The sequence below is a fragment of the Parendozoicomonas sp. 2304DJ65-17 genome (assembly GCF_058148445.1).
The window spans coordinates 255,856-279,236 of sequence record NZ_JBYVJV010000002.1; the positions used below are offsets into that span (position 1 = coordinate 255,856).

The following is a 23,381-nucleotide window of genomic DNA, read 5'->3' on the forward strand; positions in this document are numbered from 1 at the left end:
ATAATAGCCATCCATGCGGGTGCATAGCTGAGGTTAGGCTGACAGCTTAGAGTTATTTCCTATAAAAACTGAGCGTATGTGCGGATAAAAGGTAGGGGCAGTGCTGATAGGATTTCTGGCAGAAAGGTCACCTTTCCGCCAGAAAGGCAGAATTATTACTTCTCAGCAGCAACAACAGAGATTTCAACCAGCAGTTCCTGACGGGCCATACGGGCTTCAACGCAGGCACGGGCTGGAGCGTGGCCTTCTGGTACCCATGCATCCCATACTTCGTTCATGGCAGTGAAGTCTTTCATATCGCGGATGTAAATAGTGGCGGAAAGGATGTGTTCACGATCGCTACCAGCCTGCTCCAGCAGAGCGTCAACTTTAGCCAGCATGGTGCGGGTTTGTTCCTGAATGCCTGCAGACGCATCTTCAGCAACCTGGCCACACAGGTAAATAGTGCCGTTGTTTTTTACAATGCGGCTCATGCGCTGTTTGGTTTCCATGCGAGTAATGGACATAGGAATTATCCGAGAGGTGATGAAAAGAGCGCGGAATGTAACACAGCTTGGGAAAATGAATATTGATATAAGCAGGCATCCAAAGGGATGCCTGTAAGCAGAGGTGTTAGTAAGGTGCTAGTTCTGTTGAGCCATCCCATTCTCCAGAGCCATCAGACTGGTTATCTGCTGCGCCGCTGGCCGAGTAGCCAGAGCTATGAAGGGTGACAGATTTATCATCAATCTTTATACCTTCACCATCCAGAAGAACTTCTCCGGATAAAGCACCATTTTGCAGCTGGAACGATATTCGTCCTCCGAGAGTGCCGGGAATGGACATGTTTTTCTCCCAGGCAAAATTGAGGGTGTTTTCTTTACAGCTGCGCTGAGCAAACAAGTCAGGTCTGGGCTTTCTGTGGGGAGGGTGGTGGTGTTCAGGATTTCCACGTTTTCCCCTGCAGTGGCCGTGTTCACCTTTGGGATGCTGGTCATGGGTTCCGCATCGTCCATGGCGGGGAAATGGCCCATGTGGACGTCTGGAGACTGTGGCCAAATATTCTTTCTGTTGGTTTCCATCTTTAATGATTACGATAGGAACCCCCCGTTTCATCCACAGCACCATGGATATCTTCTTATCCTGCTCAAATACTCCAGATAGATGATATCTATCGTTCTTGATATTGCATTTGGGTGGAGGAGGTCTGCAGTGGTCGCCTCCTGGCCCGTGTGGTGGGTGATGATTGTGAGCCTGGACGGAGAGTGTCAAAAACAGGCCTCCAAGAAGTGGCACTGTTGCGGTTTTTAATAAAAGTAACGAACTTCTGACAATTTTCATGGAACATCCCTGTTACGGTGGTAACAGGGATAATTATAGGTAGTAGGGAGTTAATAGCCCCTGACGGTGCCGTTGCCTTGGGTGCTCATGTGCTTGCATCATCTACTGCTGACGCTCCATGGCTCTACGTTGGCGCTCCCTAAGCCTGTTTTCACGACGCTCCGCTTGTTCCCTTATCTGCTGGAGTCTAAGCATTTGTTGTCGGTCCTGCCCCTGACGTCTCCGCTCTCTTCTTCTCTCCTCAGCTATCAGGCGCTGGCTGTGATTATAAGAAGCGTTCGGGCCTCGTCGACATATGTGCTCTTGATCCGGTGTCATGGTCCCGCGACAGTCATAACAAAATAAGGTGTTGCATTTTGGTGACTGACATTGAGTCAGGTGCTGCGGCCACTCTATTCTTTTGGCCTTGAAGCTGCACACAGGGCATGAGGTGGTCATAAAGCACCAGCAAGAGTTCGGGTGCTTTTGTTCAAAATCCACGAACATGGGGTTGAGTTCGTTTCCATACTGCCAGGCAACCCCACACATAAAGCAGAATTCCTGGTTACAGACGCACCTCATGTAGTTACAGCCTGCGGTTCTTTCTACAGAGTGGGGGCACCTGGGCGAGATACACTTCATCTGCGTACCGTCTTCCAGCTCTTGCTTAATAAGCCCATCTGTCTTTCTTAGGCCTTTCGCTTCTTCGATCTTTCTCTTTCTTGCAAACTCCCTATCTTCCCGCTTCCGGGTTTCATATTTTTCACGACCAAGTACCTGACGCTGATCAGAATCTGTAATGCCTTTCCTGCACGTGGGCTCTGGACAGCGAGGGTCATTTTTTTCGACAGCTGTAGAAAGGCAGCCTGCACAGTAAATATGTCCACACGCCAACTTAAAACACTCTTCCGCATCAGGAGAAAAGAAATAACTGCTATGTAGCTTCTTTGAATCAAAGCAAACACCGCATTCAACCTTTTCATCGGGGGCCGTAAAAAGAGTACAAAGGTATCTGCCAGCACCGGCTAGGGTTGATGTAAGCCCTGACGATGAACTGCCTGATGGTAAATTACTTGCAGTTGTCTGGGGAAGAGAAGTGATTTCGGTCACAGGTGTATTAGTTTCCTGAGGCTCATATTCAGCCTCAATTTCCATTCCTATGTCTGGAACTGGCGGGTGAATTTCACTCCCCAAAGTTTCAGCCATTCTTGAGGTTGATGCTCTGTCACCAGACAACAGGGAGGGGCGCACACTGACTCCTTGCAGCCGGTCATAAGGTGTTCCGCGAGTATTATGTATGGAGCTCTGTCCCCTCATTCTGCGCCGGCGCGGAAACCTGCGCTGTGGTTCAGGTTCCGGTTGAGATGATGACTGTGGAAGTGTTTGCCTGAGATAGGAATCACTTGTTGAAGCTGGACTTGGATTTCGGGTTGTAAACGGGTTCACGCTTCTTGAAAAAACGGGAGCCACAACAAACTGTTCATCTTCGGTATCCGATGAATCAGAGTCTGAATATTGTGTAACCAGTACTGGAGGTGCAGTTGTTCCTGTACAAAATCTGGCATCCATCTAGTTTTCTCCACAGGATCTTAAAATGTAAACGTATTCCCGATACATTAATAAGACCTGTTCGTATAGCGACAGTTCCTGCATTTCTCAGTCAATAACAAACCTGTTATTCGCAGCTAAGGATGGTTTTTCCTGTCAGTCGTTATGGGCTCTCTGGTAAATGTCTGCCGTAAAAACTTCATTTAGACTTTGGCAAATACTGGAATTGTCAGATGTGCTAACGGAGCCGTTATGAAATTAACAGAAGACATGCTCAAACATTTTGCGGAAGAAAAAATAGAGTTCGTTAAGCGCTCTGGCCTGAAGGTTCTGGAAGCCAAGGCTGGTTATGTGAAGTGTTTCATGCCTGCAGAAGGTAATGGTAACCACTTTGGAACCATGTACGCTGGGGCAATGTTCACGCTGGCAGAAATTCCTGGAGGGGTAATGGCTCTGGCTTGCTTTGAGCCTGGGAAATATATTCCTCTTCTTAAAAATATGTCTATCAAGTATCTGAAGCCAGCTAAGGGTGATATCACCTTTGAAACCTTTTTGGCGGACGATGAAATCACCCGTATTGCCTCTGATGCACAGGAAAACGGAAAAGCTGATTTTGTACTGACTGGTGAACTGAAGGACTCTGACGATAATGTTGTCGCTGTAACGGAAGGGCTTTACCAGGTTCGATCCAGCATCTAAACGCCTGTCGGCTTCTCCGTAAAATGTAAGATTGTCTTGAAATAGCACCGCATTTGGCGGTGTTGTTTTTTTGGAAATATTTCTCACGAATTCTTTTTGTGTTTGCCCTTGGCTCCATAGTGGGAGTCTGACAGCTATACACATTCATGTATGGCCTTAAATGACAGACACTATCTTTAGCCTGTCAGTGACAGCTGAATTGTCTCCGCTAGAATGCAAAGGCCAATAAAAACAATAGTCCGGTATTCGGGCCTGAAATGCAGGTTTCGTGTTCATCCGGGTCACAAATATGCGGGAGTCAAGCATGCGCTACTGGAACAGCTGGGGTCACGACGGTACAGAGAAGCCACCACTTACGGATACAGCTCTGGCCTTCGTCAAAGAAACATTAGGCGACAGCTCCCCTCTTCCAGAAGCAACCTTGGAAGATGTTTGCAGTCAGGTACCTGCTTCCCGTCTGCCTGACCACCCTCTTATCGATAAAAATGTTGAAGTCCGTGTACGTCACTCCCGTGGTCAGTCTTTACCAGATTGGATTGCCATGAAGAGTGGTGACTTTGGCTGTTTCCCTGATGGTGTATCGTTCCCGGAAACTCCTGAACAGATTCGCGAATTGATGGATCTGGCTCGTGCCGAAGATTTTACTGTTATTCCTTATGGTGGTGGCACTAGCGTGGTTGGTCATATCAATCCACAGAAGCAAGAGCGTGCTGTTCTGACAGTCAGCCTTGAGAGAATGACCCGGCTGCTGGACCTGAATGAAGAAAGTCAGATCGCAACCTTTGGCCCGGGAACTCCCGGCCCAATGGTTGAAGCACAGCTGGCCAGCAAAGGTTATGTTCTTGGCCACTTCCCTCAGTCTTATGAACTTTCCACTATTGGTGGTTGGGTAGCCAGCCGTTCCAGCGGTCAGCAATCTCTGCGTTATGGCCGTATTGAGCAGATGTTTGCCGGTGGTCGTTTGGAAACATTCGATGGCACCATGGATATTCCTACAATTCCAGCGTCGTCTGCTGGACCTGATATCCGTGAGATGATCATGGGTTCAGAAGGACGTTTCGGTATTATTTCTGAGGTTAAAGTACGGGTTACCCGTTTGCCTGAGAAAGAAGAGTTTCTGGTTGTTTACTTCCCGGACTGGGCCAGCGCTTACTCTTTCTGCCGTGAAGCTACCCAGAAGAAGCTTCAACTTTCCATGTTACGTGCTTCCAATGCTGTTGAAACCTGGAGTCAGTTAAAGCTGGCAGGCCATGATGATCTTGTCGCCTGGCTTGAGCGTTATCTCCGTTTGCGTGGTGTAGATGAAGGCAAATGTATGGTGACCTTTGGTATTACTGGTTCCTGCGCTCAGGTGCGTGCCGCGAAGAAGCAGGCCCACAAAATGATTCGCCATTACAACGGTGTTGGTATGACCGGTCTCGCTCCCCGTGTTGGTAAATTGTGGGAGAAAGGGCGGTTCCGTTATCCCTATCTGCGCGAGAACCTCTGGCAGCACGGTTATGCAGTAGACACTCTGGAAACCAGCGTGAACTGGGACAAGACCAATGTCACTATCGATGCCATTGAAGGTGGCTTACGTACTGCCCTGGAAGATGAAGGTGAGGTTGTTCACACATTCACACACCTTTCTCATGTGTATACCCAGGGTTCCAGTATCTACACGACGTATCTGTTCCGTTTTGGCAAAACCCATGAAGAAACACTGGCTCGTTGGCAGAAACTGAAGCGTGCTGGCTCTATGGCAATTGTTGAAAATGGCGGAACCATAAGCCACCAGCATGGCGTTGGTCGCGACCATGCTCCTTACCTGCAAGCAGAAAAAGGCCCATTGGGTATGGCTGCTCTGTACAAGTTAAGTGATCACTTTGACCCCCAGCAGCGTCTGGTACCCGGGGTTCTTCTTGAGGAGAAGAGCAATGACTAATCCTGCCGATACCAGCCGTATTGGTGACCTGCAGGAGCAAAACTGGGATCTTATTGTTGTTGGTGGCGGAATTACCGGAGCCGGGATTCTCCGAGAGGCCGCACGCTGTGGTTTAAAGGCTCTTCTGGTTGAGCAGCGGGATTATGCCTGGGGAACTTCAAGTCGTTCCTCAAAGATGGTGCATGGTGGACTGCGTTATATTGCCCAGGGGCAGATTCGAGTAACCAAGGAATCTGTTCAGGAAAGAGAGCGTTTAATGAAGGAAGCCCCTGGCCTTGTAAACCTGGGAGGATTCACCATGCCTCACTATGAAGGCAAGTTCCCAGGTCCTATGGCTTTTGGCGCGCTACTGACAGTTTATGATTTTCTGGCAGGCAAAAAAGCCCACAGCTTCTCTGATAAAACAGCTGTTGATCACCAATTGATTCCAGGCCTTCGTCAAGAAGGCCTGAAAGGTGCAACAACATTCCGTGATGCGTTTGTTGACGACGCTCGTCTTGTATTGAGAACTCTTGATGAGGCGCGTCTTGATGGTGGTATCGCGGCTAATTACTGCAAAGTCGTTGAGCTGCTGAAAGATGGGCAGCAGGTTTGTGGTGTGCGGGTAGAAGATTCTTTGACGGACACCAGTGCTGACCTGAAAACAAAAGTTGTTATCAGTGCAACCGGTGCATGGAGTGATACTCTCCGTGGTCAGGTTGGCCAGAAATCCGTTGTTCGTCCTTTGCGTGGAAGTCATCTGGTATTGCCTGGCTGGCGTGTGCCTGTTGCGCAGGCCTGTTGCTTCATGCACCCGGATGATGGGCGCCCTGTGTTTGTCTTCCCATGGGAGGGTAGCACGGTGATTGGTACAACAGATCTTGATCATAGTACGTCTCTTGATGATGATCCGGCTATTAGCGAGCAGGAAATTGAATACCTGCTGAAAGCTGCCAACAGTGAGTTCCCTAGCGCGGATATTCAACGTAAGGATGTGACATCAACCTGGTCTGGTGTACGCCCGGTAATCAGTAGCGGTAAAAATATCGATCCTTCCAAAGAGAACCGTGAACACGCTATCTGGGATGATAATGGTCTGGTTTCTGTCTGCGGTGGCAAGCTGACAACCTTCCGGTTAATTGCCCGGGATGCGTTGAAGAAGGCTTCTAAATATCTTCCCGACGTGACTGTGCCTGCTCCAGAGTCACAAGCCATGTTGTTCCGCAATTTTGAGGAAACGGTAAACGACAACCGTTTTAACATTCTGGAAGTCGGACAGCAGAAACGTTTACGCGGTCGGTTTGGAACCCGCTTGCCGAATGTTCTGGCTTTGGCCAAAGATAATGAGTTCACGCGAATTGGTTCTACCGACTATCTTTGGCTCGAATTGCGCTGGGCTGCTGCCAATGAACAGGTTCGTCACTTGGATGATTTGCTTTTGAGGCGAACACGGATTGGTAACTTGTTACCCGAAGGGGCACGAGAACACCTTGATCGTGTCGGCAGGATTATGGCCGAAGAAGCTGGATGGTCTGAGAATCACTGGCAGAGTGAAAAATCACGATATAAAGCCCTTTGGGAAAAATCATACAGCCTGAACCAAATAGCCTGATAGTGGTGAATTAAGGTCGGAATTTATGGCGGAAGATAAAAAGAATAACAACACTGAAGCATCCGCTGATCTGATCCTTGCAATCGACAACGGCACCCAGAGTGTGCGGGCGCTGTTGTTTGATTTGCAGGGTAATGTAGTCAGCAAAAGCAAGGTTGAACTTGACCCTTATTTTACCCGTCAGCCCGGTTGGGCTGAGCAGGAACCAGTGTACTACTGGCAGTCCCTTTGTGAAGCATGCCAGCGGTTATGGGAAAAAACGGATATTGATAAAAACCGGATCAAGGGTGTAACCCTGACGTGTCAGCGTGGCACTTATGTGTGTGTTGACGACAAAGGTCAGGCACTGCGCCCGGCGATAGTCTGGCTTGATCAACGCCGGGCCAATACCGATGACTCTATCGGCGGACTATGGGGCCCCTTGGCTTCTGTTGTCGGCTTGAAAGGGCTGATGAATTACTTCCGCAGCAAATGTTATTCCCGTTGGATTTCTCAGAATGAGCCTGAAATCTGGGAAAAAACAAAACATTACCTGCTGTTGTCTGGGTGGCATACTCTGAAACTGACCGGTGAATACAAAGATTCCGTTGGTGGCTCGGTTGGTTATCTGCCGTTTAATTATCGCAAGCTGGACTGGGCACCTGATTGGGACTGGAGCTGGAAAGCGACCTGTCTGAAACGTGAACAACTTCCTGAGCTGATAAAGCCAGGTGAAACCCTCGGCAAAATCACTGCAGAAGCTGCTGAGAAAACAGGTATTCCAGAAGGTTTACCATTGATAGCGGCGGGTGCTGATAAAGCCTGCGAAGTTATCGGTTCTGGTTGTTACGACAAAGACACCGGCTGCCTCAGTTATGGCACCACAGCAACGATCAATGTTGTTCACAATAAGTTTCGTGAACCTCAGCTTCTGGTTCCACCCTGGCCTGCAGCTATTCCTGATACCTGGAACAGTGAGTTTATGGTGTACCGGGGTTACTGGATGGTGAGCTGGTTTAAACAACAGTTTGGTCATCATGAGTGCTCAGTAGCGGAACGCAGTGGTGTTCTCCCGGAAGAACTGTTTGAAGATCTTATTGATGAAGCGCCTGCTGGTTCTATGGGGTTAATGCTTCAGCCTTACTGGTCGCCAGGGTTGAAAAATCAGGAAGCCAAAGGTGGCATTATTGGTTTTGGTGATGTTCATCATCGAGCCCATGTATATCGAGCCATTGTTGAAGGTCTAGCCTATGCACTCCGGGAAGGAAAAGAGAAGCTGGAGAAAAAGGGAAGGTTAAAGCTTCGTCGGCTGGTGGTGTCCGGTGGTGGTTCCCAGAGTGATGGGGCATTGCAGCTGACCGCAGATATTTTTAATCTGCCGGTTGTTCGCCCACACACTTATGAAACCTCGGGACTTGGCGCGGCCATTAATGCCGCCGTTGGGCTTGGTTATTATCCAGATTATCCATCCGCGATTGACTCAATGACTCGCGCTGAGCGAGTGTTTGAACCCAATAAGGAAAACGTGAAGCTTTACCATCGTTTGTACTCTGAGGTTTATCTGAAAATGTACAAACAACTACAGCCGCTCTATCGGAAAATTCGAGAGATTACCGGGTATCCGGAATAGTGCTTGCTCTGTGGCACTTCAAAGCGGGACGCTCAGTGGTATGATGCGTCCCGTTTTTGTTTTCAACCCCATGAGTCTTTTTCACCAAACATGGCAACCAATAAAACCTTCAAGGTTATTTTCCAGAATCAGGGCGAAGTTTACGAAGTCTTTGTTCGTAACGTCTATCAAAGCGATATGTACGGTTTTATTGAGGTGGAAGAGTACCTGTTTGGGGAGCGCAGCAGCTTGCTGGTGGACCCTTCTGAAGAAAAACTGAAAACAGCCTTTTCTGGTGTAAAACGCAGCTTTATTCCCATGCATGCCATTATTCGAATTGATGAAGTGGAAAAGGAAGGGCAGGGGAAAATCTCTACAGCCAGTGGAGAGAAAGTTACACCTTTCCCAATGCCGCTGGGCCCTGCCAAGTAACCGACTGTAATTGCTGAGGTTAGTTTCGGAACTTCAGTGAACTCTTCGGTCTAAGCTCCCAGATTCTTCCTTACTTGTGTTGTACGGGGTTTATGGGGGCTGCTCGTTCTTTCGTTGTTTTGATCCTGTTTACGGCTTTTTCAGCTTTATCTTTTGCGGATCATGGCTCTCAGGCAGCGCTGGAGTTCATTAATAAAGCTCGTACAGGCCTTCGGCCGTTAAAATCTCACCCTCTTTTGATGGAAGCTGCTAGAAACCATAGTGATTACATGGCTCTGAATAATGATCGTGGGCATCATGAGAATGAACGTTGTCCGGGATTCACCGGAGAGAAGTGCAGTGATCGAATGACTTTTTCTGGTTATCCATCTCGACTTTATTTCGAAAACCTGTCTTCCGGGCAGAACTCCTGGGAAAGTTCGGCTCGGGAATTAATGAGTGCGATTTATCACCGGCTCGGGTTTCTCAGTTTCTATCTTGATGAGATCGGGCTTGCAACATCTATCAGTTCAAATGGTATGAAACCATTCTATAGCTACGTGATGGGCTATTCCGGTTATCGTAATTTATGTGAGCGAGGCATAACCGGAACTCTCGCTGGTATGTGCAGCAATGCAAATATCACGATTGATGAGCATGAGTTTTACAACACTGGGGATGAAGCAGCCTTAGGTAGTGCCGACTATGTGATTTATCCTTGGCAGGGGCAGAGAAATGTTCCAGCCAGCTTTCTGAATAACGAACAACCGGCACCTTTTCCAAGTTTAAAAGACGTAACAGGCCACCCCATATCCGTGCATTTCAACCCGGTAACAATGGGTGGAAAAAACATCACTATTACTCGTTTTGTTTTAACGGATAATCAGGGGCGAGAAGTTATCTTGTTACCAAGGCTGGATAAAACATCAGACATTAATCGTGTATTTACGGCTTACGATTTTGCTTGGTTTCCCAAACAACCATTAAAAACCAATACCTATTACACGGCGCAACTCAAGGTAGTGATTGATCGTCACCCTGTTGCTGTGAAGTGGTCTTTTTATACAGCGGCAAAGATGTAGGCAGTAAAAAAGAACCCCGAAGATGTGCAAACACCTTCGGGGTTCTTTTTGAGCAGCCTCTGGATCAGGTTTTAAATATCTGTTTCAGCATTATAAAAATGCCACTGGCTGCAAACAGGTTGCCCAATGCAAGCAGGTATCGGTAAAGATCCAGGCGCAGATAGCCTGCCAGCGATCCCTCTGTTCCTATCACCAAAGCTGCCAGTGCATAAGCAATAACAGCCACGACTATAAACAGCGAGAAAATCCGTTCCTGTTTTATCAGTGATAAAGCGGCCGCTGTAGTGATAAACAAAGACAGGGACGCAGTAATATCGAGAAACAGTTCTCCGTAACCTGTCTGGCGGGAAAGTTCATATCCTGCCATCAAACCAATCAGCAACCGCCACCAGGCTGGGCGACTCCACTGTAACTTCCAGCAGAACACGGCCATGGCCGCTGCCATTAATGGTGGTGCCAGAGTTTTCGCAGCAGACATCATCATCTGGTAAGGCTCCTCCCAGGCAGGAGAAAAGCCATATCGCAATGTGCCAAGGGCTGCTCCCATTCCCACTAACAGGAAAGACAGCAACATGCCTGTGACTGGCATTCGATTGGATGTCAGCCGGTAACTCTGGCTCATAAGAAAGACACCAAAGAAACTGGAGAAAGCCAGTATGGCGTCTGAGATTGCCAGTGAGGTCCAGGTATACGGCATCAGGCGATCCGGGCGAAGGCTCTTTCAGCCGCGTCCAAAGTTGCTTGAATATCTTCTTCACTGTGAGCACTGGAGATAAAGCCAGCCTCAAAGGAGGCCGGAGCCAGGTAAACACCTTCTTCCAGCATGGCGTGGAAGAAACGGTTAAAGCGAGCACCGTCGCAGGCCATAACCTGACTGAAGTTGGTCACTTCTTCCTGCTCGGTGAAGAACAGGCCAAACATTGCTCCCACCTGGTTGGTGCGCAGAGAAATACCTGCAGCCTTGGCGCGTTCTTTCAGACCATCCAGCAAGCGAGTTAGGCGTTCAGTCATAGCTTTATGGAAACCAGGCTCAGAAATCAGGTTCAGAGCAGTCAGACCTGCGGTCATAGCAACAGGATTGCCGGACAGAGTGCCAGCCTGATAAACCGGGCCAAGAGGCGCGATCTGTTCCATGATTTCACGTTTACCGCCGAAGGCGCCAACAGGCATACCTCCACCGATAACCTTACCCAGAGTCACCAGATCAGCTTTAACGTTGTACTGTTCCTGAGCACCACCCAGTGCCACACGGAAACCAGTCATAACTTCGTCAAAAATCAGAACGGTACCGTACTCATCACAGATGCTGCGCAGACCTTCCAGGAAACCGGGAACAGGAGGAACACAGTTCATATTGCCGGCCACAGGCTCAACAATAATACAGGCGATCTCAGAGCCAGATTCTTCAAAGGCGGCTCGTACACTGTCCAGATCGTTGTAAGTCACAGTGATGGTGTGCTGGGCCAGATCAGCAGGGACACCCGGAGAGTTAGGAATACCAAGAGTCAGTGCGCCAGAACCGGCTTTAACCAGCAGGGAGTCGGAGTGGCCGTGGTAGCATCCTTCAAACTTCATGATTTTGTCGCGACCAGTGTAACCACGGGCCAGACGAATAGCAGACATAGTGGCTTCGGTACCGGAGTTCACCATGCGCACCATTTCCATATTGGGCACGATTTCACAAACCCGGTCAGCCATGGAAATTTCTATAGCGGTTGGCGCACCAAAGCTCAGGCCAAGATCAACCTGCTTGTGAACAGCGGCAATAATGTCCGGGTGGTTGTGACCCAGAATCATCGGCCCCCAGGAGCCAACGTAGTCGATATAGGTTTTGCCATCTTCATCAATAACTTTTGAGCCACTGGCTTCACGGAAGAAGACAGGGGTTCCACCAACACCTTTAAAGGCGCGAACCGGGGAGTTTACTCCACCCGGAATATGCTGCCGGGCCTGTTCAAACAGAATTTCGGAACGACTCATATCTGTGGTCCTGTTAATCTCGGAGATGCTGAAATGTCAGCAGTCTTTAAAGAGGTTGAGATAGTCCTGAGCGCGATGGGTTATCGTAGCCGGTTCATCGGGGGAGAACAGGTCGTTGATAACGGCGAGCATATCGGCGCCGGCTTCTACTAATTGGGCTGCATTATCTCTGGTAATACCACCGATGGCTACTACGGGGAGCTGGAATTCGGCCCGCGCTTCTCGAAGCAGAGAAACCGGAGCAGGTTTGGCATCGGGTTTGGTCAGTGACGGGAAAAAGCGGCCAAAGGCAATATAGTCTGCTCCCTGGCTGGTGGCGGTGCGGGCCAGATTCAGGGAATTCTCACAGGTGATGCCGATAACAGCCTTCTCTCCCAGACGCTTGCGAGCACTGATTAAGCCTTCATCGCTCTGGCCAAGGTGAACACCATGAGCTTTGCTGGCGACCGCCAGATCAACATCGTCATTAATCAGAAACAGAACACCAGCTTGATCGCACAATTCCCGGAGCATGGTGGCCTGACGCAGCCGACGCTCCTGATCTCCGCTTTTATCCCGATATTGAAGAATGGTCATGCCACCTTCTATGGCAGCGGTAACCCGCTCACACAGAGTTTTGTCATCGGGCATGAGTTTTGAGTCGGTAACGCCGTACAGACCATGAAGCACAGGGGTGGACATAGAAAACCTGAAACTCGAATCAATAATTGGTGGGTATTGTTGGGGGGAGGTGTCAGGAAAACAAGTACTGAATTTGTAACAGCCCGCTATCTATAAAAGCGATCATAAAAACATCTGCTAGGCTTGCCGCTCTCAATAATAATGAGCAAGAAGAAACAGTTGAGCAGTGCTGCCCGAATAATGGCTTTTGTTTGCCTTATTTCATTTCCGGTATTTGCAGAGACCTCATTTCAGGAATCTGATCATTTTTCTTCATCACCTATTTATGTAACAGCGGCTGGAACTTTTCTCCGCTACGGTGAATACACTGTTTACCTGCCCGATATTTACCTGCCTTCACAAATCGTGAGCACGTTGTTACAGGCCAGCGCTTCGGTTGCTTATCGAAAACTGATGCACCATTTGATAACTGCGGGAATCGCTATTTCACAGAAATTGCTTTCCCCTGAATCTTATAAACAATTGAGAAGATGGTTTAGAGATGGAACTCTATTAATGCCTTTAAAGGTTTGGTATGCCTTCAATCTTTTTATTGGGGGCTGTCGGGGCGCTGTTGCTCTTTATCACGAATCCTATAACCGGTTTATGAATATCAGCGGTCGGCAGCGTACAGGCCGAATGCCTTTGTATCCGGGAAAATATTTGGATCAGGCGGTGAACATCAATTTTCTGCTTGGAGTTTCATCCGGGTTTGGCTATGGATCCCGAATTGAAATCACGCCACTGAAAACAGTGTCTATCTCACCTGCGCAAACACACTGGGAAAAATCTTTTGTCAGCTTGATAAACACGCTTATGGAAAACAAGGTCGAGCTGCTTTGGTTGGCGGAGGATGAAAATGACGCTCTTCAACTGAAATGGCTTTGGCAAACAGAGGAAGGGAAAAGCTGGCAGGAAAGAAACCTGCACAACCTTAGACAGGGTGAGCACAAAAGCATGATGTCCTGGTTGCTTGATTCCTATTCTGACAACTCAGCACATGAAGAACTGTCGTCTTCTATTTCTCCAGCATCCCTGCACTGCATAGAAACGGTTATTAAAGATCCGGAAGCTGAGTGTGACGCTCGAGATTCCCTTGTTGAATTTGAGAATGTTGTACATGACAACTCGCAGGAAGGCAGGCTGCTCTCACCTTCGGGGAAGGGCGGTGGAAGCGGTTTTCTTAAAGTTGTTAACAATCGTTCCTGGTCGCCGGGGCTACCGGGAACAATGTACTTGGCAGACAGTGCTTATACATCTTCCCAAAAACTGGAATCAGGTCAGATACATTTCCCATACTGGGCGGCATTAGCGGCTGAAGCCTTGTTGCATGAAGTTGCTGTCGCTTTGGCGGATACCGCGTTGGAGTCAATCAACCACTGGTACCATAACTCCAGCGGTTACAGATACGATGAAACTCTGAAGAATCAAGAAAGCGATCAGGGGTATATCTCCGTTGTAGAAAGAGTTAAGAGCAAGTCAGGCAAGTTCTGGGTGAGAAAGTCAGCTCCCTGGAAACCCATAAATGATAAAGATAAAAACGCCTATTTTGAGTTAGCCGAAGAGGTCAGAACCCTTTCTCAACTGGACGATGAACACATAATAAAAGTACACGACAGTTGGATAGAAAATGCCGGCAGTGATAAAGCGCGCATGGTAATGATTGAGGAATATGGGGGAGATGATACATCCTCAAGAAGGCCGTTGGATTTTGAAGAGTATCGGGAATATATGACAGGAGCCCTGAAAGGTATTGAGGCTATCCATCAATCAAACCGAGGGCACTTTGATATCACTGCATCCAATATTCTCAGAGGCGTAGATGGCACTATAAGGATTGCTGATCTGGGTTCCGCTAAACACATGGATGAAAACGGCATGGCCTTTTCTATGAAAAGCAATCCGCTTTATCGGGCTCCCGAAAGAGAGCCGCGTGCTCCTGTTACTCAGGCTGTTGATATCTGGGGGCTTGGTACGGCAGGTGTTTATTGGCTTAAGCACCTTGATGTGGAAGGAAGCGAAACTGCCTGGAAAATGCTGAGTAATGCGAACGAGCAGCAACACAATTTTGTACTGAGAAGTTATTTAGATCCTGAGAATATCCCTAAAAGCGAGCGTGGACTATTTGATCTTCTGAATCAAATGCTGACCAGTGATAAAAATAAGCGACCTTCTGTCAGCCAGCTGCTCTTACATCCTTTTTTACAGCAGCCGGCTGAGGCGGTTAATTAAATAGCTTCCAGCGCTTCGGAGAGTTTATTCACACCAATAATCTCAACCCCTTCCATTGGCTTTCTGGGCTTGTTGGCTATGGGAACGATTACCTTCTTAAATCCGTGTTTCACAGCTTCAACAATTCGTTCCTGACCGTTAGCCACAGGGCGGATTTCTCCAGCCAGGCCCACTTCACCAAAGGCGATCAGGTTCTGAGGCAAAGGCACATCCCGGAAGCTGGAAACAATAGCCAGCAGGCTGGCAAGGTCGGCACTGGTTTCAGTAATGCGCACACCGCCAACAACGTTAAGGAATACATCTTGATCGCTGGTAAATATTCCACCATGACGGGTAAGTACCGCCAGCAACATTGCTAATCGATTCTGATCCATACCCACAGTTACACGGCGAGGGTTACCCAATTGAGACTCCACCACCAGAGCCTGAATCTCCACCAGTAATGGGCGGGTGCCTTCCCAGAGCACATTAATAATGCTGCCAGATGTGGCTTCATCCCCCCGGGAAAGGAATATGGCTGAAGGGTTTTTCACTTCTTTCAAACCCTTTTCGGTCATAGCAAAAATACCCAGCTCATTCACCTGACCGAAGCGGTTCTTGGTGGCACGCATAATGCGGAAGCGGGAGTCGTCAGTATTCCCCAGCATGACTTGGGTATCGATGATATGGCTGAGAGTCATGGGTCCAGCCAGAGAATTATCTTTGGTCACATGGCCAACAATCAGCAAAACAGTGCCGGTCTGTTTGGCAAAACGGGTCAGGAAGGCCGCAGTTTCACGAACTTGTGAAACCCCGCCGGGAGCGGAATCGACGCCTTCCATAAACATCACCTGGATGGAGTCGACTACGATAATGCCGGGCTTTTCTTCCTCGGCCACCTGAACAATCTTTTCGGCAGAGGTTTCTGCCAACATCTTCAGCTGATCAGTAGGTAATTCTAAGCGCTTGGCTCGGGCGGCAATCTGCTGCAGGGATTCTTCCCCGGATACATACAGTGCCTTCATATTGGAAGCTACATGACACAAGGTCTGTAACAAAACGGTACTTTTACCGGCTCCCGGATGACCACCAATAAGAACAGCACTGCCGGGTACAAAACCGCCCCCCAGAACCCTGTCGAACTCCTGAGAGCCAGTGCTGAAGCGAGGGGCTTCTTCCACGCTGACTTCTGAAAGGCTTTGAACGGCAGTCAAAGCACCTGCAAAACCGGCCCTGCTGCCAGAAGCGTTGGCAAGATGGGGGCGCGAAGAGCCAAGAGTCACTTCTTTAAATGTGTTCCAGGCGTGGCAGTCAGGGCATTGTCCCTGCCATTTCGAAGAGTCGCTGCCGCATTCTGTGCAAACAAAGGCCTTACGGGTTTTTGCTTTTGCCATTCGTATGAAGTTCTGAAGTCATGAATTACGGGTTCTATTTTTGTGTTACTTGGCTGGATGGGTCAACAGTAGAAACCCATTTAGCCGTCTATGCTTTCCCAATATCGATAAGAAAGGTTATTTCAAACGTGAAGCTAATAATCAGATTGGTATTGGGGATTTTTGTCGGGGTGTTTATTGGGTTGTTTGCGCCTGAAGTTGTTACAAAAGTATTGGTCACTTTCAAAGGTATTTTTGGCGAATTTCTGAACTTTACCGTCCCATTGCTGATTTTGTTTTACGTTATGTCCGGTATTGGCAGTATGCAGAAAGGTTCCGGACGCTTGCTTGGGGTTACACTGTTTTTCTCTTATGCCTCAACCATTGTTGCCGGTGTTCTCGCCTATCTGGTTGCCGTAGAGATTCTTCCTGTTCTGGTGGGTTCTTCTGCGAACAATGTCACTCAGGGAGAAATAATCACTCCATGGGTTTCAATTGATCTGCCGCCTCTTATGGGAGTTGCCACCGCGCTGGTAACAGCCTTTATGTTCGGCATGGGGGTTTCCGTAACCCGCAGTAAGGAACTATTAAAGCTTGTTGATCAGGCACGGGATATTGTTGAGCTGGTATTGCTGCGTCTGATTATTCCGGGGCTGCCTTTTTATATCTGTGCGGTTTTTGCGGAAATGGGTGCGTCCGGCACCGTTTTTGCGACCATTGAAACATTTGCCTGGGTTCTTGGGTTGGCCATTATCCTGCACTGGGTGTGGTTATTAATTCTGTTCACAATGGTTGGTGCGGGAACGGGTAGAAATCCTCTCAGCATGATGCGAACGATGTTACCCAGTTACATTACTGCGGTTGGAACACTCTCCAGTGCTGCGGCTATTCCCGTGACCGTCGATTGCGCCAGAAAGCTACGGCTTAATGCTCATGTTGTGGACTTTGCAATTCCTCTCTGCGCCACGATTCACCTTTCCGGAAGCGCCATTACCCTTACCGTGTGTGCTTCTGCCGTTATGATGATGTCTGCTTCTGGGATTGTCGGATTTGGGGTGTTTCTACCTTTTCTGATGACGCTGGGAGTTGCGCTGGTTGCTGCACCAGGCATTCCCGGTGGTGCCGTTATGGCGTCTATTGGATTGCTGGTCAGTATGCTGGGCTTTGATGATTCAGCGGTGGCACTGATGATTGCTCTTTATCTTGCGCAGGACAGTTTCGGCACAGCCTGTAATGTAACGGGAGATGGCGCGATCGCTACGATTGTGGATCACATCGGCGCTGACAGGTGGGGTTCTGCCGGAGCTGAGCCCCGGCAGATTGAAGATTAGTAACTGATGCCAACTTTGCGGTAGAGGAAGCCCAGACACCAGGCTGGGCCAATCATCAGGTATTGCAGGTCTGCAAGGAATGAAGGTTTTTTGCCTTCCACATGGTGGCCAATAAACTGGAAAGTCCACAGCACAACAAAGGCGATAGCGGCAGTCATCCACAGGGGAGCAATTCCCATAGATTCAAATCCGGCAATCAGGGTATATGACAGCAGGGTGAGAGCCACCATTCCTAAGGTCAAAGTGAAAGAAAGACGAATATAAAAGCCCAGGATAAAGATAGAAGAGAGTGTGGCCCAGTTCAGGTAAGGATGAATTTCCGCAAAAGCCGCAGGAACTGGAATGGACCAGAGCAGCGCCATAATATCGAGGAAAATCAACGGAACACAAACCCAGTGAATCATTTTGTTGAGTTTGTTCTGGTGGCTTTCGCCATATTCTTCAAACCATTGATCGGCCGTTTTCGCAGACATAATTCACTCCGTTTTTATTATTTTGATTTTGGTGACTACATTTTAGTCACATTGAGAAAAGTAGCGGTAGTGCATTTTTTTCACTAACCAGTGAGTGGGGTTGTTGAAACTAACCTGTCCTTTTCAGGGGCTAGCCATTAAATACAACTTTGTGGGGTTTCTATGAAAAGACGAGATTTTCTGGGCAATCTGGCCGCTGCTAGTGCTCTTGCCGGGGCTTCAAGTGTTTATGGCGGTCAATGTATTAAAGCCCCGGCTTCTGGCGCGGGGCCAATGCGTCCGATTCAGAAACCTTTGCTGGAAAATGACCTAACCCGAGTACATCCTGAAGGGCCAGAAGCAGCCGGACGCAGAATTACGTTATCCGGGCAAATCATGAATGAAGGTTGTGAACCTTATGCCGGAGCCGAAATAGTCATCTGGCAGGCGTGTGTAAATGGTATGTACAACCATCCAAATGAAAAACGTTCAGAGTGGCGTGATCCGAACTTTCGGCATGAAGGGCGTACTGTTACCGATGAAAATGGGCACTATGTATTTCATACGATCTTTCCCGGTTCTTACCCTGTACCTGCCCGCGCTGATGGAAGTACAGGAATGGTTGCCTTTCGAGCGCCCCATATCCACTTCACGATTACAATTCCCGGGCAGGAGTCTTTTACCTCCCAGATGTTTTTTGATCTTTTTGATATGGCCAATAAATACGATTTGGTTCTTTACAAAAAAACTGAGCAGGAACGAGATCTATTGACTGCGAAAGTTGAACAGGCTGAGAAATCCGATGCACCGCTGAATTGTCAGTTTGATATTGTTGTTTGATGTTTTTGCTCAGCCCGGCGTACTGAGCAAAAACGATCCCCAAGCAAATAACCTGAGGAATTCCTTAACAAGGATACCTGTAGGAGCTTCTCAGAGCGGCAGATACCTGTTTCGAGTAAGCACAGTACATCCGGTAAAACCAAGATGGTTGTGGTTTGTTTTTGTCGTCTAGCTGAGTTTGCAGTTCATCAGCCTTCTCAGACAATGCCTTGTTTTTATGTTCTAATTCCTTGTTTTTCTGTAGAGCCTTTTCATTGGCGGAAACCAAATCACTGTATTTGTTTTCCAACTCCAGAACTCTTTCGCGCAGGTTCTCCGCTTCTTGTGCTTCGGTGCTCATGGCTTTTTGAGAGAGTAATAGCTGTTGCTGCAGCTTTTCCTTCTCATCAGACAGTGTCGTCACTTTATCTTCGAGCCCCCGAGTTTTTTTCTGTTCATCTGCGAGAGCTTTTTGAGCCTGGTTTAGCTCCTCTTTATGCTCTTTGACGGCTTTCTCTAACGTTAGATTTGTTTTGTTAAGGCGTTCCTGTCTTTGGTGCTCAGCCAGTTTTCCAAAAGGCATAGCCGCCTGACAGTTAAGGCATCTGACGGGTTTGAACTTGCAAGTCTGCAAGTGCGTGCCTTCGTTCTTGGTAGTGAATAGTGGCGATATTTTTTTCCCTTCGTTCATGTCCAGGTCACCATAATTTACGGTCTCCTGGCATTCGTCAGAATAGGGACAGCGAACTTTAATATTCCCAATAAGCTCCTGATAAGGATGAGCCACCAGTGGGTGCAAGCTGGTGGAACCAGTTTGAGAAGATGTTCTAGCCTTTCTTATTGTTTCCGTTGTTAGTTTGCATCCGAGCGGGCATGTCCTTTTTTTATTGATGGAGCCATCAACCTTGAGAACCTGCTGGAAGCAGGGGCGGCAGAAATAGTGGTTTTCGTTACAGATGCGATAAGTGCGAGGTTTATTATCAAAGCAAATTCCACACTTGGATTCCTGAATTAATTTGTTCGCCAGTTCGCTCAGATCAACAGGGTCAACGGCATATCCATAGCAGGTGTGGGAGCTCGTTGTTCGGAAAGTAAACTTGTCTGACGAGAACCTGGGCTCGTCAGTTGGGAGAATCGCGGAGGCCATAACAGAAATCCTTTTCTGGTTGCTACCCGCCATTAGTCTTGTTTGAAGGTAATAAGTTTCAGAGACACTGGCAAAAAAACAAAATGATGCTCTATTTTTAACTTTTTTTAACCGTGGTTAATTTGAGTTGTTTTTCTGCGCTGCATTTACCGGCGAACAAAGGGGTAAATCAAAATAACAAAGCCAATAGAGTAGAGAAGAGGTCTCTGCGATCTTTTTTTCTTTGCTGTCTCAGTTACGGCGTATAGAACAGGAGGGAGTAGAAATGAATACAGTATCGATTCTCAGATCCGCGTCGCAGAATGATTTATGTCGGCGTCCACTGGATACATTTGCTAATGATTGCGCTGCACAGAAGGGGCATTCTGTGGAGGCACTTTGGGGCTCATCAATTCTTGGAGCTTGTTTGAATAAGGTTCTTTTTCGACAGGTTAAAATTGGCGACCGAAAGGTTCAATTAATGCGCCACCTTCCTTTTATGGGGGTACTGGGATTTTTGGAGTGGGGGTGCTTACAGCATATCTTTCCAAAACCAATAACGTGTCGGCATTTGAACCGTGAGGACCTAATGCTACACATCAATCGTGGAACAAAAGCCGTACTTTATGCCAAACCAGATGAGGAGCCTTCATGCGTCGCAGAGGCGCATGTTAAAAACACGTTGGTGGGTGACCCTTACGTTATAGGCTTTTCGTTTAGCCATTACGATAGCAAGAAATCCCGTTTAGGCGAGCTATTTGAACAGGGTACATTACCATTGCTAAAGTTTTGCGCTTCTCTGGTGGGTTGTGGAGCTTTGGCGTATGTACTGCCATTTCCTGCTGGCCTTGTTGCTGCACCTGTTGCCGCAATACTGGTTTATGCAAACTACCCGGCTTTTGCAGGGATATCCTGTGTGGCAGGTTACGACAAAATTAAAGGGGCAGTGATTTCTGGTGGGCACACTAATAAGTTTGATAAAGAGCTTGAACGCCTGCATCGAGATTGTAAATCCAAAGCCGTGCGCTATCGGTTTTTCAGCAATAACTGTTCCGCGAATGCGTCCAGAATTCTTAAACAGGGAATGCCAATAGAAGTGCAAAAGTATCTCGGGCAGCCTTTGTGTTTCTCAACCCCCTTAGACACTCTGATTGATGCCCTGAATATTAATATAGTGAGAGCTGCATTGATCGAGCAGGGGATGCTGGAGTAGTTGAATAAGCCCCAATGTAAAAATGAGGCTTATTCAGTAGAAATGTATTAAGCGTCGATGCGTTTATACTTCACACGGTGTGGGCCAGCAGCCTCTTCACCCAGGCGTTCTTTACGATCGGCTTCGTATTCGGTGTAATTACCTTCAAAGAAAGTCACCTTGGAATCACCTTCGTAAGCCAGGATGTGAGTGGCTACACGATCCAGGAACCAGCGGTCGTGGGAAATCACCATCGCGCAACCAGGGAAGGCTAGCATGGCTTCTTCCAGGGCACGGAGTGTTTCCACGTCCAGGTCGTTGGAGGGTTCGTCTAACAGTAGTACGTTACCGCCGTGCTTCAGGGTTGCGGCCAGTTGCAGACGACCACGCTCACCACCGGACAGTTCGCCAACACGCTTCTGTTGATCGCCGCCCTTAAAGTTGAATCGACCAATGTAGTTACGGGATGGAACTTCGTAGTTGTTGATACGTAGGATGTCCTGACCGTCGGAAATGGCTTCCCATACAGTCTTGGAGTCGTCCAGTTCATCACGCAGCTGTTGCACGTTGGAAATCTTAACGGTGTCACCCAGTTCGATAGAACCGGAATCAGGCTGTTCCTGACCGGTAATCATCTTGAACAAAGTGGACTTACCCGCGCCGTTACCGCCAATGATGCCAACGATAGCGCCTTTAGGAACGCTGAAGCTGAGGTCATCAATCAACAGACGACCATCGAAGCCTTTGGAAATACCGCTAACTTCAATAACCTTGTCACCCAGGCGTGGGCCGGGTGGAATGTAAATTTCGTTAGTCTCATTACGTTCCTGGAAGCTTTGGGATTGCATCTCTTCAAAGCGAGCCAGACGGGCCTTGGACTTGGATTGACGACCTTTGGCATTGGAACGTGCCCATTCCAGTTCGTGTGCCATAGCCTTACGGTGAGCGTCTTGCTGCTTCTGTTCAGTTTCCAGACGGGCTTCTTTCTGCTCCAGCCAGTTACTGTAGTTACCTTCCCATGGAATACCGTGGCCACGGTCCAGTTCCAGAATCCAGTTAGCGGCGTTGTCTAGGAAGTAGCGGTCGTGGGTGATCGCCACAACAGTGCCGGGGTATTCGCACAGGAAACGTTCTAGCCAGCCAACAGACTCTGCGTCCAGGTGGTTGGTTGGTTCGTCCAGCAGCAGCATGTCTGGGTTAGACAGTAATAGACGACACAGGGCTACACGACGACGTTCACCACCAGACAGGTTGGCAACATTGGCGTCCCATTCAGGAAGGCGCAGGGCGTCGGCGGCAACATCCAGCTTACGCTCAATGTTGTGAGCATCAGCTGCCTGAATGATGTTTTCCCACTTGGCCTGTTCTTTGGCCAGTTTGTCGAAGTCTGCATCAGGTTCTGCGTAGGCTGCGTAAACAGCATCCAATTTGGCCTGTGCTTCGGTTAGTTCGCTCAGTGCTTCTTCAACAACTTCACGAACAGTTTTGTTTGGATCCAGCTCAGGTTCCTGAGGCAGATAACCTACATTCAGATCTGGCTGAGGGCGGGCTTCGCCATCAAACTCTTGGTCTACCCCCGCCATAATGCGAAGGAGTGTGGATTTACCCGCGCCATTAAGGCCAAGCACACCAATTTTTGCACCGGGGAAGAAAGACAGAGAAATGTCTTTCAGGATCGTGCGCTTTGGAGGCACGGTCTTGCTGACCCGGTTCATGGTGTAAACGTATTGAGCCATCAGGAAATGTCTCTTGGAAAGGAATTAGATTAATCCGCTAAACATACTGAATGAATAAGATTCGGGCAATCAATTGCAGCCTTATTTTGCGGAATTATTGTGATCTCCCTCTAGCCTGCGCGCGTATAAATTTGAATAGAGTACACAGAAATGAATTGATGTATTGCTTTGTGGACAGCGCAAGTGAGATCTGGTTGCTATGTTCTTTTGTAGCCGTTTGCCAAGGTGGAGTTTTGATTTTCTGTGCTATGGAGTTGTAGAGCACTATCGCCGACATTTCGCATCAGGTCCCTTAATTACTGACCAGGTAGCCGCTTCACCAATGAGTTAGCGGACTATCTATTTGTGCACGCTGTATT

General features: G+C 48.3%; 20 protein-coding genes. 10 read left to right on the top strand and 10 right to left on the bottom strand.

Going from position 1 to position 23,381, the window contains the following annotated elements; genetic code table 11:
* Positions 1–155: 155 nt before the first annotated feature.
* The 3 genes from ACY2RR_RS06175 to ACY2RR_RS06185 form a co-directional block, all read right to left on the bottom strand.
* On the bottom strand, positions 156–506 hold the full coding sequence (locus tag ACY2RR_RS06175) for a RidA family protein (RefSeq protein ID WP_490107266.1): 351 nt from the start codon (positions 504–506) through the stop codon (positions 156–158).
* A gap of 106 nt (positions 507–612) precedes the next feature.
* The gene (locus ACY2RR_RS06180) at positions 613–1,095 is read right to left on the bottom strand and encodes a hypothetical protein (protein ID WP_490107267.1); all 483 of its coding nucleotides are present in this window, start codon (positions 1,093–1,095) and stop codon (positions 613–615) included.
* Positions 1,096–1,422: 327 nt separating this feature from the next.
* Positions 1,423–2,505 carry an IBR domain-containing protein gene (locus ACY2RR_RS06185; RefSeq protein WP_490107268.1) on the bottom strand — a complete coding sequence of 361 codons (1,083 nt, stop codon included), beginning with the start codon at positions 2,503–2,505 and terminating at the stop codon, positions 1,423–1,425.
* 594 nt (positions 2,506–3,099) lie between these two features.
* On the opposite strand from ACY2RR_RS06185, the gene ACY2RR_RS06190 reads away from it, so the two are divergent.
* The 6 genes from ACY2RR_RS06190 (at position 3,100) to ACY2RR_RS06215 (ending at position 10,142) form a co-directional block, all read left to right on the top strand.
* The gene (locus ACY2RR_RS06190) at positions 3,100–3,546 is read left to right on the top strand and encodes a PaaI family thioesterase (protein ID WP_490107269.1); all 447 of its coding nucleotides are present in this window, start codon (positions 3,100–3,102) and stop codon (positions 3,544–3,546) included.
* Between the two features lie 304 nt (positions 3,547–3,850).
* The gene (locus ACY2RR_RS06195) at positions 3,851–5,470 is read left to right on the top strand and encodes an FAD-binding oxidoreductase (protein WP_490107270.1); all 1,620 of its coding nucleotides are present in this window, start codon (positions 3,851–3,853) and stop codon (positions 5,468–5,470) included.
* Positions 5,463–7,061 carry a glycerol-3-phosphate dehydrogenase/oxidase gene (locus tag ACY2RR_RS06200; RefSeq protein ID WP_490107271.1) on the top strand — a complete coding sequence of 533 codons (1,599 nt, stop codon included), beginning with the start codon at positions 5,463–5,465 and terminating at the stop codon, positions 7,059–7,061. The genes ACY2RR_RS06195 and ACY2RR_RS06200 overlap by 8 nt, the downstream gene beginning before the upstream one ends.
* A gap of 25 nt (positions 7,062–7,086) precedes the next feature.
* Positions 7,087–8,670, top strand: a complete 1,584-nt coding sequence (locus ACY2RR_RS06205) for an FGGY-family carbohydrate kinase (protein ID WP_490107272.1) — start codon at positions 7,087–7,089, stop codon at positions 8,668–8,670.
* A gap of 3 nt (positions 8,671–8,673) precedes the next feature.
* The gene (locus ACY2RR_RS06210) at positions 8,674–9,081 is read left to right on the top strand and encodes a DUF1820 family protein (protein ID WP_490107273.1); all 408 of its coding nucleotides are present in this window, start codon (positions 8,674–8,676) and stop codon (positions 9,079–9,081) included.
* Between the two features lie 92 nt (positions 9,082–9,173).
* On the top strand, positions 9,174–10,142 hold the full coding sequence (locus ACY2RR_RS06215; protein ID WP_490107274.1) for a CAP domain-containing protein: 969 nt from the start codon (positions 9,174–9,176) through the stop codon (positions 10,140–10,142).
* A 64-nt stretch (positions 10,143–10,206) separates the two neighbouring features.
* Here the strand turns inward: ACY2RR_RS06215 and ACY2RR_RS06220 are convergent, their stop codons facing one another.
* From ACY2RR_RS06220 to thiE, 3 genes are read right to left on the bottom strand one after another with little or no spacing between them, the layout of a single operon-like run.
* Positions 10,207–10,839 carry a DUF6962 family protein gene (locus tag ACY2RR_RS06220; protein ID WP_490107275.1) on the bottom strand — a complete coding sequence of 211 codons (633 nt, stop codon included), beginning with the start codon at positions 10,837–10,839 and terminating at the stop codon, positions 10,207–10,209.
* The gene (gene hemL / locus ACY2RR_RS06225) at positions 10,839–12,122 is read right to left on the bottom strand and encodes a glutamate-1-semialdehyde 2,1-aminomutase (protein WP_490107276.1); all 1,284 of its coding nucleotides are present in this window, start codon (positions 12,120–12,122) and stop codon (positions 10,839–10,841) included. Before hemL ends, ACY2RR_RS06220 begins: the two co-directional genes overlap by 1 nt.
* A 36-nt stretch (positions 12,123–12,158) precedes the next feature.
* The gene (gene thiE, locus ACY2RR_RS06230) at positions 12,159–12,803 is read right to left on the bottom strand and encodes a thiamine phosphate synthase (protein ID WP_490107277.1); all 645 of its coding nucleotides are present in this window, start codon (positions 12,801–12,803) and stop codon (positions 12,159–12,161) included.
* A 141-nt stretch (positions 12,804–12,944) separates the two neighbouring features.
* Between thiE and ACY2RR_RS06235 the strand changes: the two genes are divergently transcribed.
* Positions 12,945–15,014: a protein kinase domain-containing protein gene (locus tag ACY2RR_RS06235; RefSeq protein WP_490107278.1), complete on the top strand. Its 2,070-nt coding sequence runs from the start codon at positions 12,945–12,947 to the stop codon at positions 15,012–15,014.
* On the opposite strand, the gene radA is transcribed toward ACY2RR_RS06235, so the two are convergent.
* Positions 15,011–16,387 carry a DNA repair protein RadA gene (gene radA / locus ACY2RR_RS06240; protein ID WP_490107279.1) on the bottom strand — a complete coding sequence of 459 codons (1,377 nt, stop codon included), beginning with the start codon at positions 16,385–16,387 and terminating at the stop codon, positions 15,011–15,013. The genes ACY2RR_RS06235 and radA overlap by 4 nt on opposite strands.
* 128 nt (positions 16,388–16,515) lie before the next feature.
* Between radA and ACY2RR_RS06245 the strand changes: the two genes are divergently transcribed.
* Positions 16,516–17,697, top strand: coding sequence for a dicarboxylate/amino acid:cation symporter (locus tag ACY2RR_RS06245; protein WP_490107280.1), 1,182 nt, complete (start codon positions 16,516–16,518; stop codon positions 17,695–17,697).
* On the opposite strand, the gene ACY2RR_RS06250 is transcribed toward ACY2RR_RS06245, so the two are convergent.
* A complete protein-coding gene (locus tag ACY2RR_RS06250) occupies positions 17,694–18,170 on the bottom strand; it encodes an Mpo1 family 2-hydroxy fatty acid dioxygenase (protein WP_490107281.1) in 477 nt (158 codons plus the stop codon). The genes ACY2RR_RS06245 and ACY2RR_RS06250 overlap by 4 nt on opposite strands.
* Positions 18,171–18,332: 162 nt before the next feature.
* On the opposite strand from ACY2RR_RS06250, the gene ACY2RR_RS06255 reads away from it, so the two are divergent.
* Positions 18,333–18,989, top strand: coding sequence for a dioxygenase family protein (locus tag ACY2RR_RS06255; protein ID WP_490107282.1), 657 nt, complete (start codon positions 18,333–18,335; stop codon positions 18,987–18,989).
* 64 nt (positions 18,990–19,053) lie between these two features.
* Here the strand turns inward: ACY2RR_RS06255 and ACY2RR_RS06260 are convergent, their stop codons facing one another.
* Positions 19,054–20,115 (bottom strand): hypothetical protein, encoded by a 1,062-nt coding sequence (locus ACY2RR_RS06260; RefSeq protein WP_490107283.1) that lies wholly within the window; start codon positions 20,113–20,115, stop codon positions 19,054–19,056.
* 568 nt (positions 20,116–20,683) lie between these two features.
* Here ACY2RR_RS06260 and ACY2RR_RS06265 point away from each other — a divergent pair.
* Positions 20,684–21,307 carry a hypothetical protein gene (locus tag ACY2RR_RS06265; protein WP_490107284.1) on the top strand — a complete coding sequence of 208 codons (624 nt, stop codon included), beginning with the start codon at positions 20,684–20,686 and terminating at the stop codon, positions 21,305–21,307.
* Between the two features lie 47 nt (positions 21,308–21,354).
* On the opposite strand, the gene ettA is transcribed toward ACY2RR_RS06265, so the two are convergent.
* Positions 21,355–23,022: an energy-dependent translational throttle protein EttA gene (ettA, locus tag ACY2RR_RS06270; RefSeq protein WP_490107285.1), complete on the bottom strand. Its 1,668-nt coding sequence runs from the start codon at positions 23,020–23,022 to the stop codon at positions 21,355–21,357.
* Between the last annotated feature and the right edge of the window lie 359 nt (positions 23,023–23,381).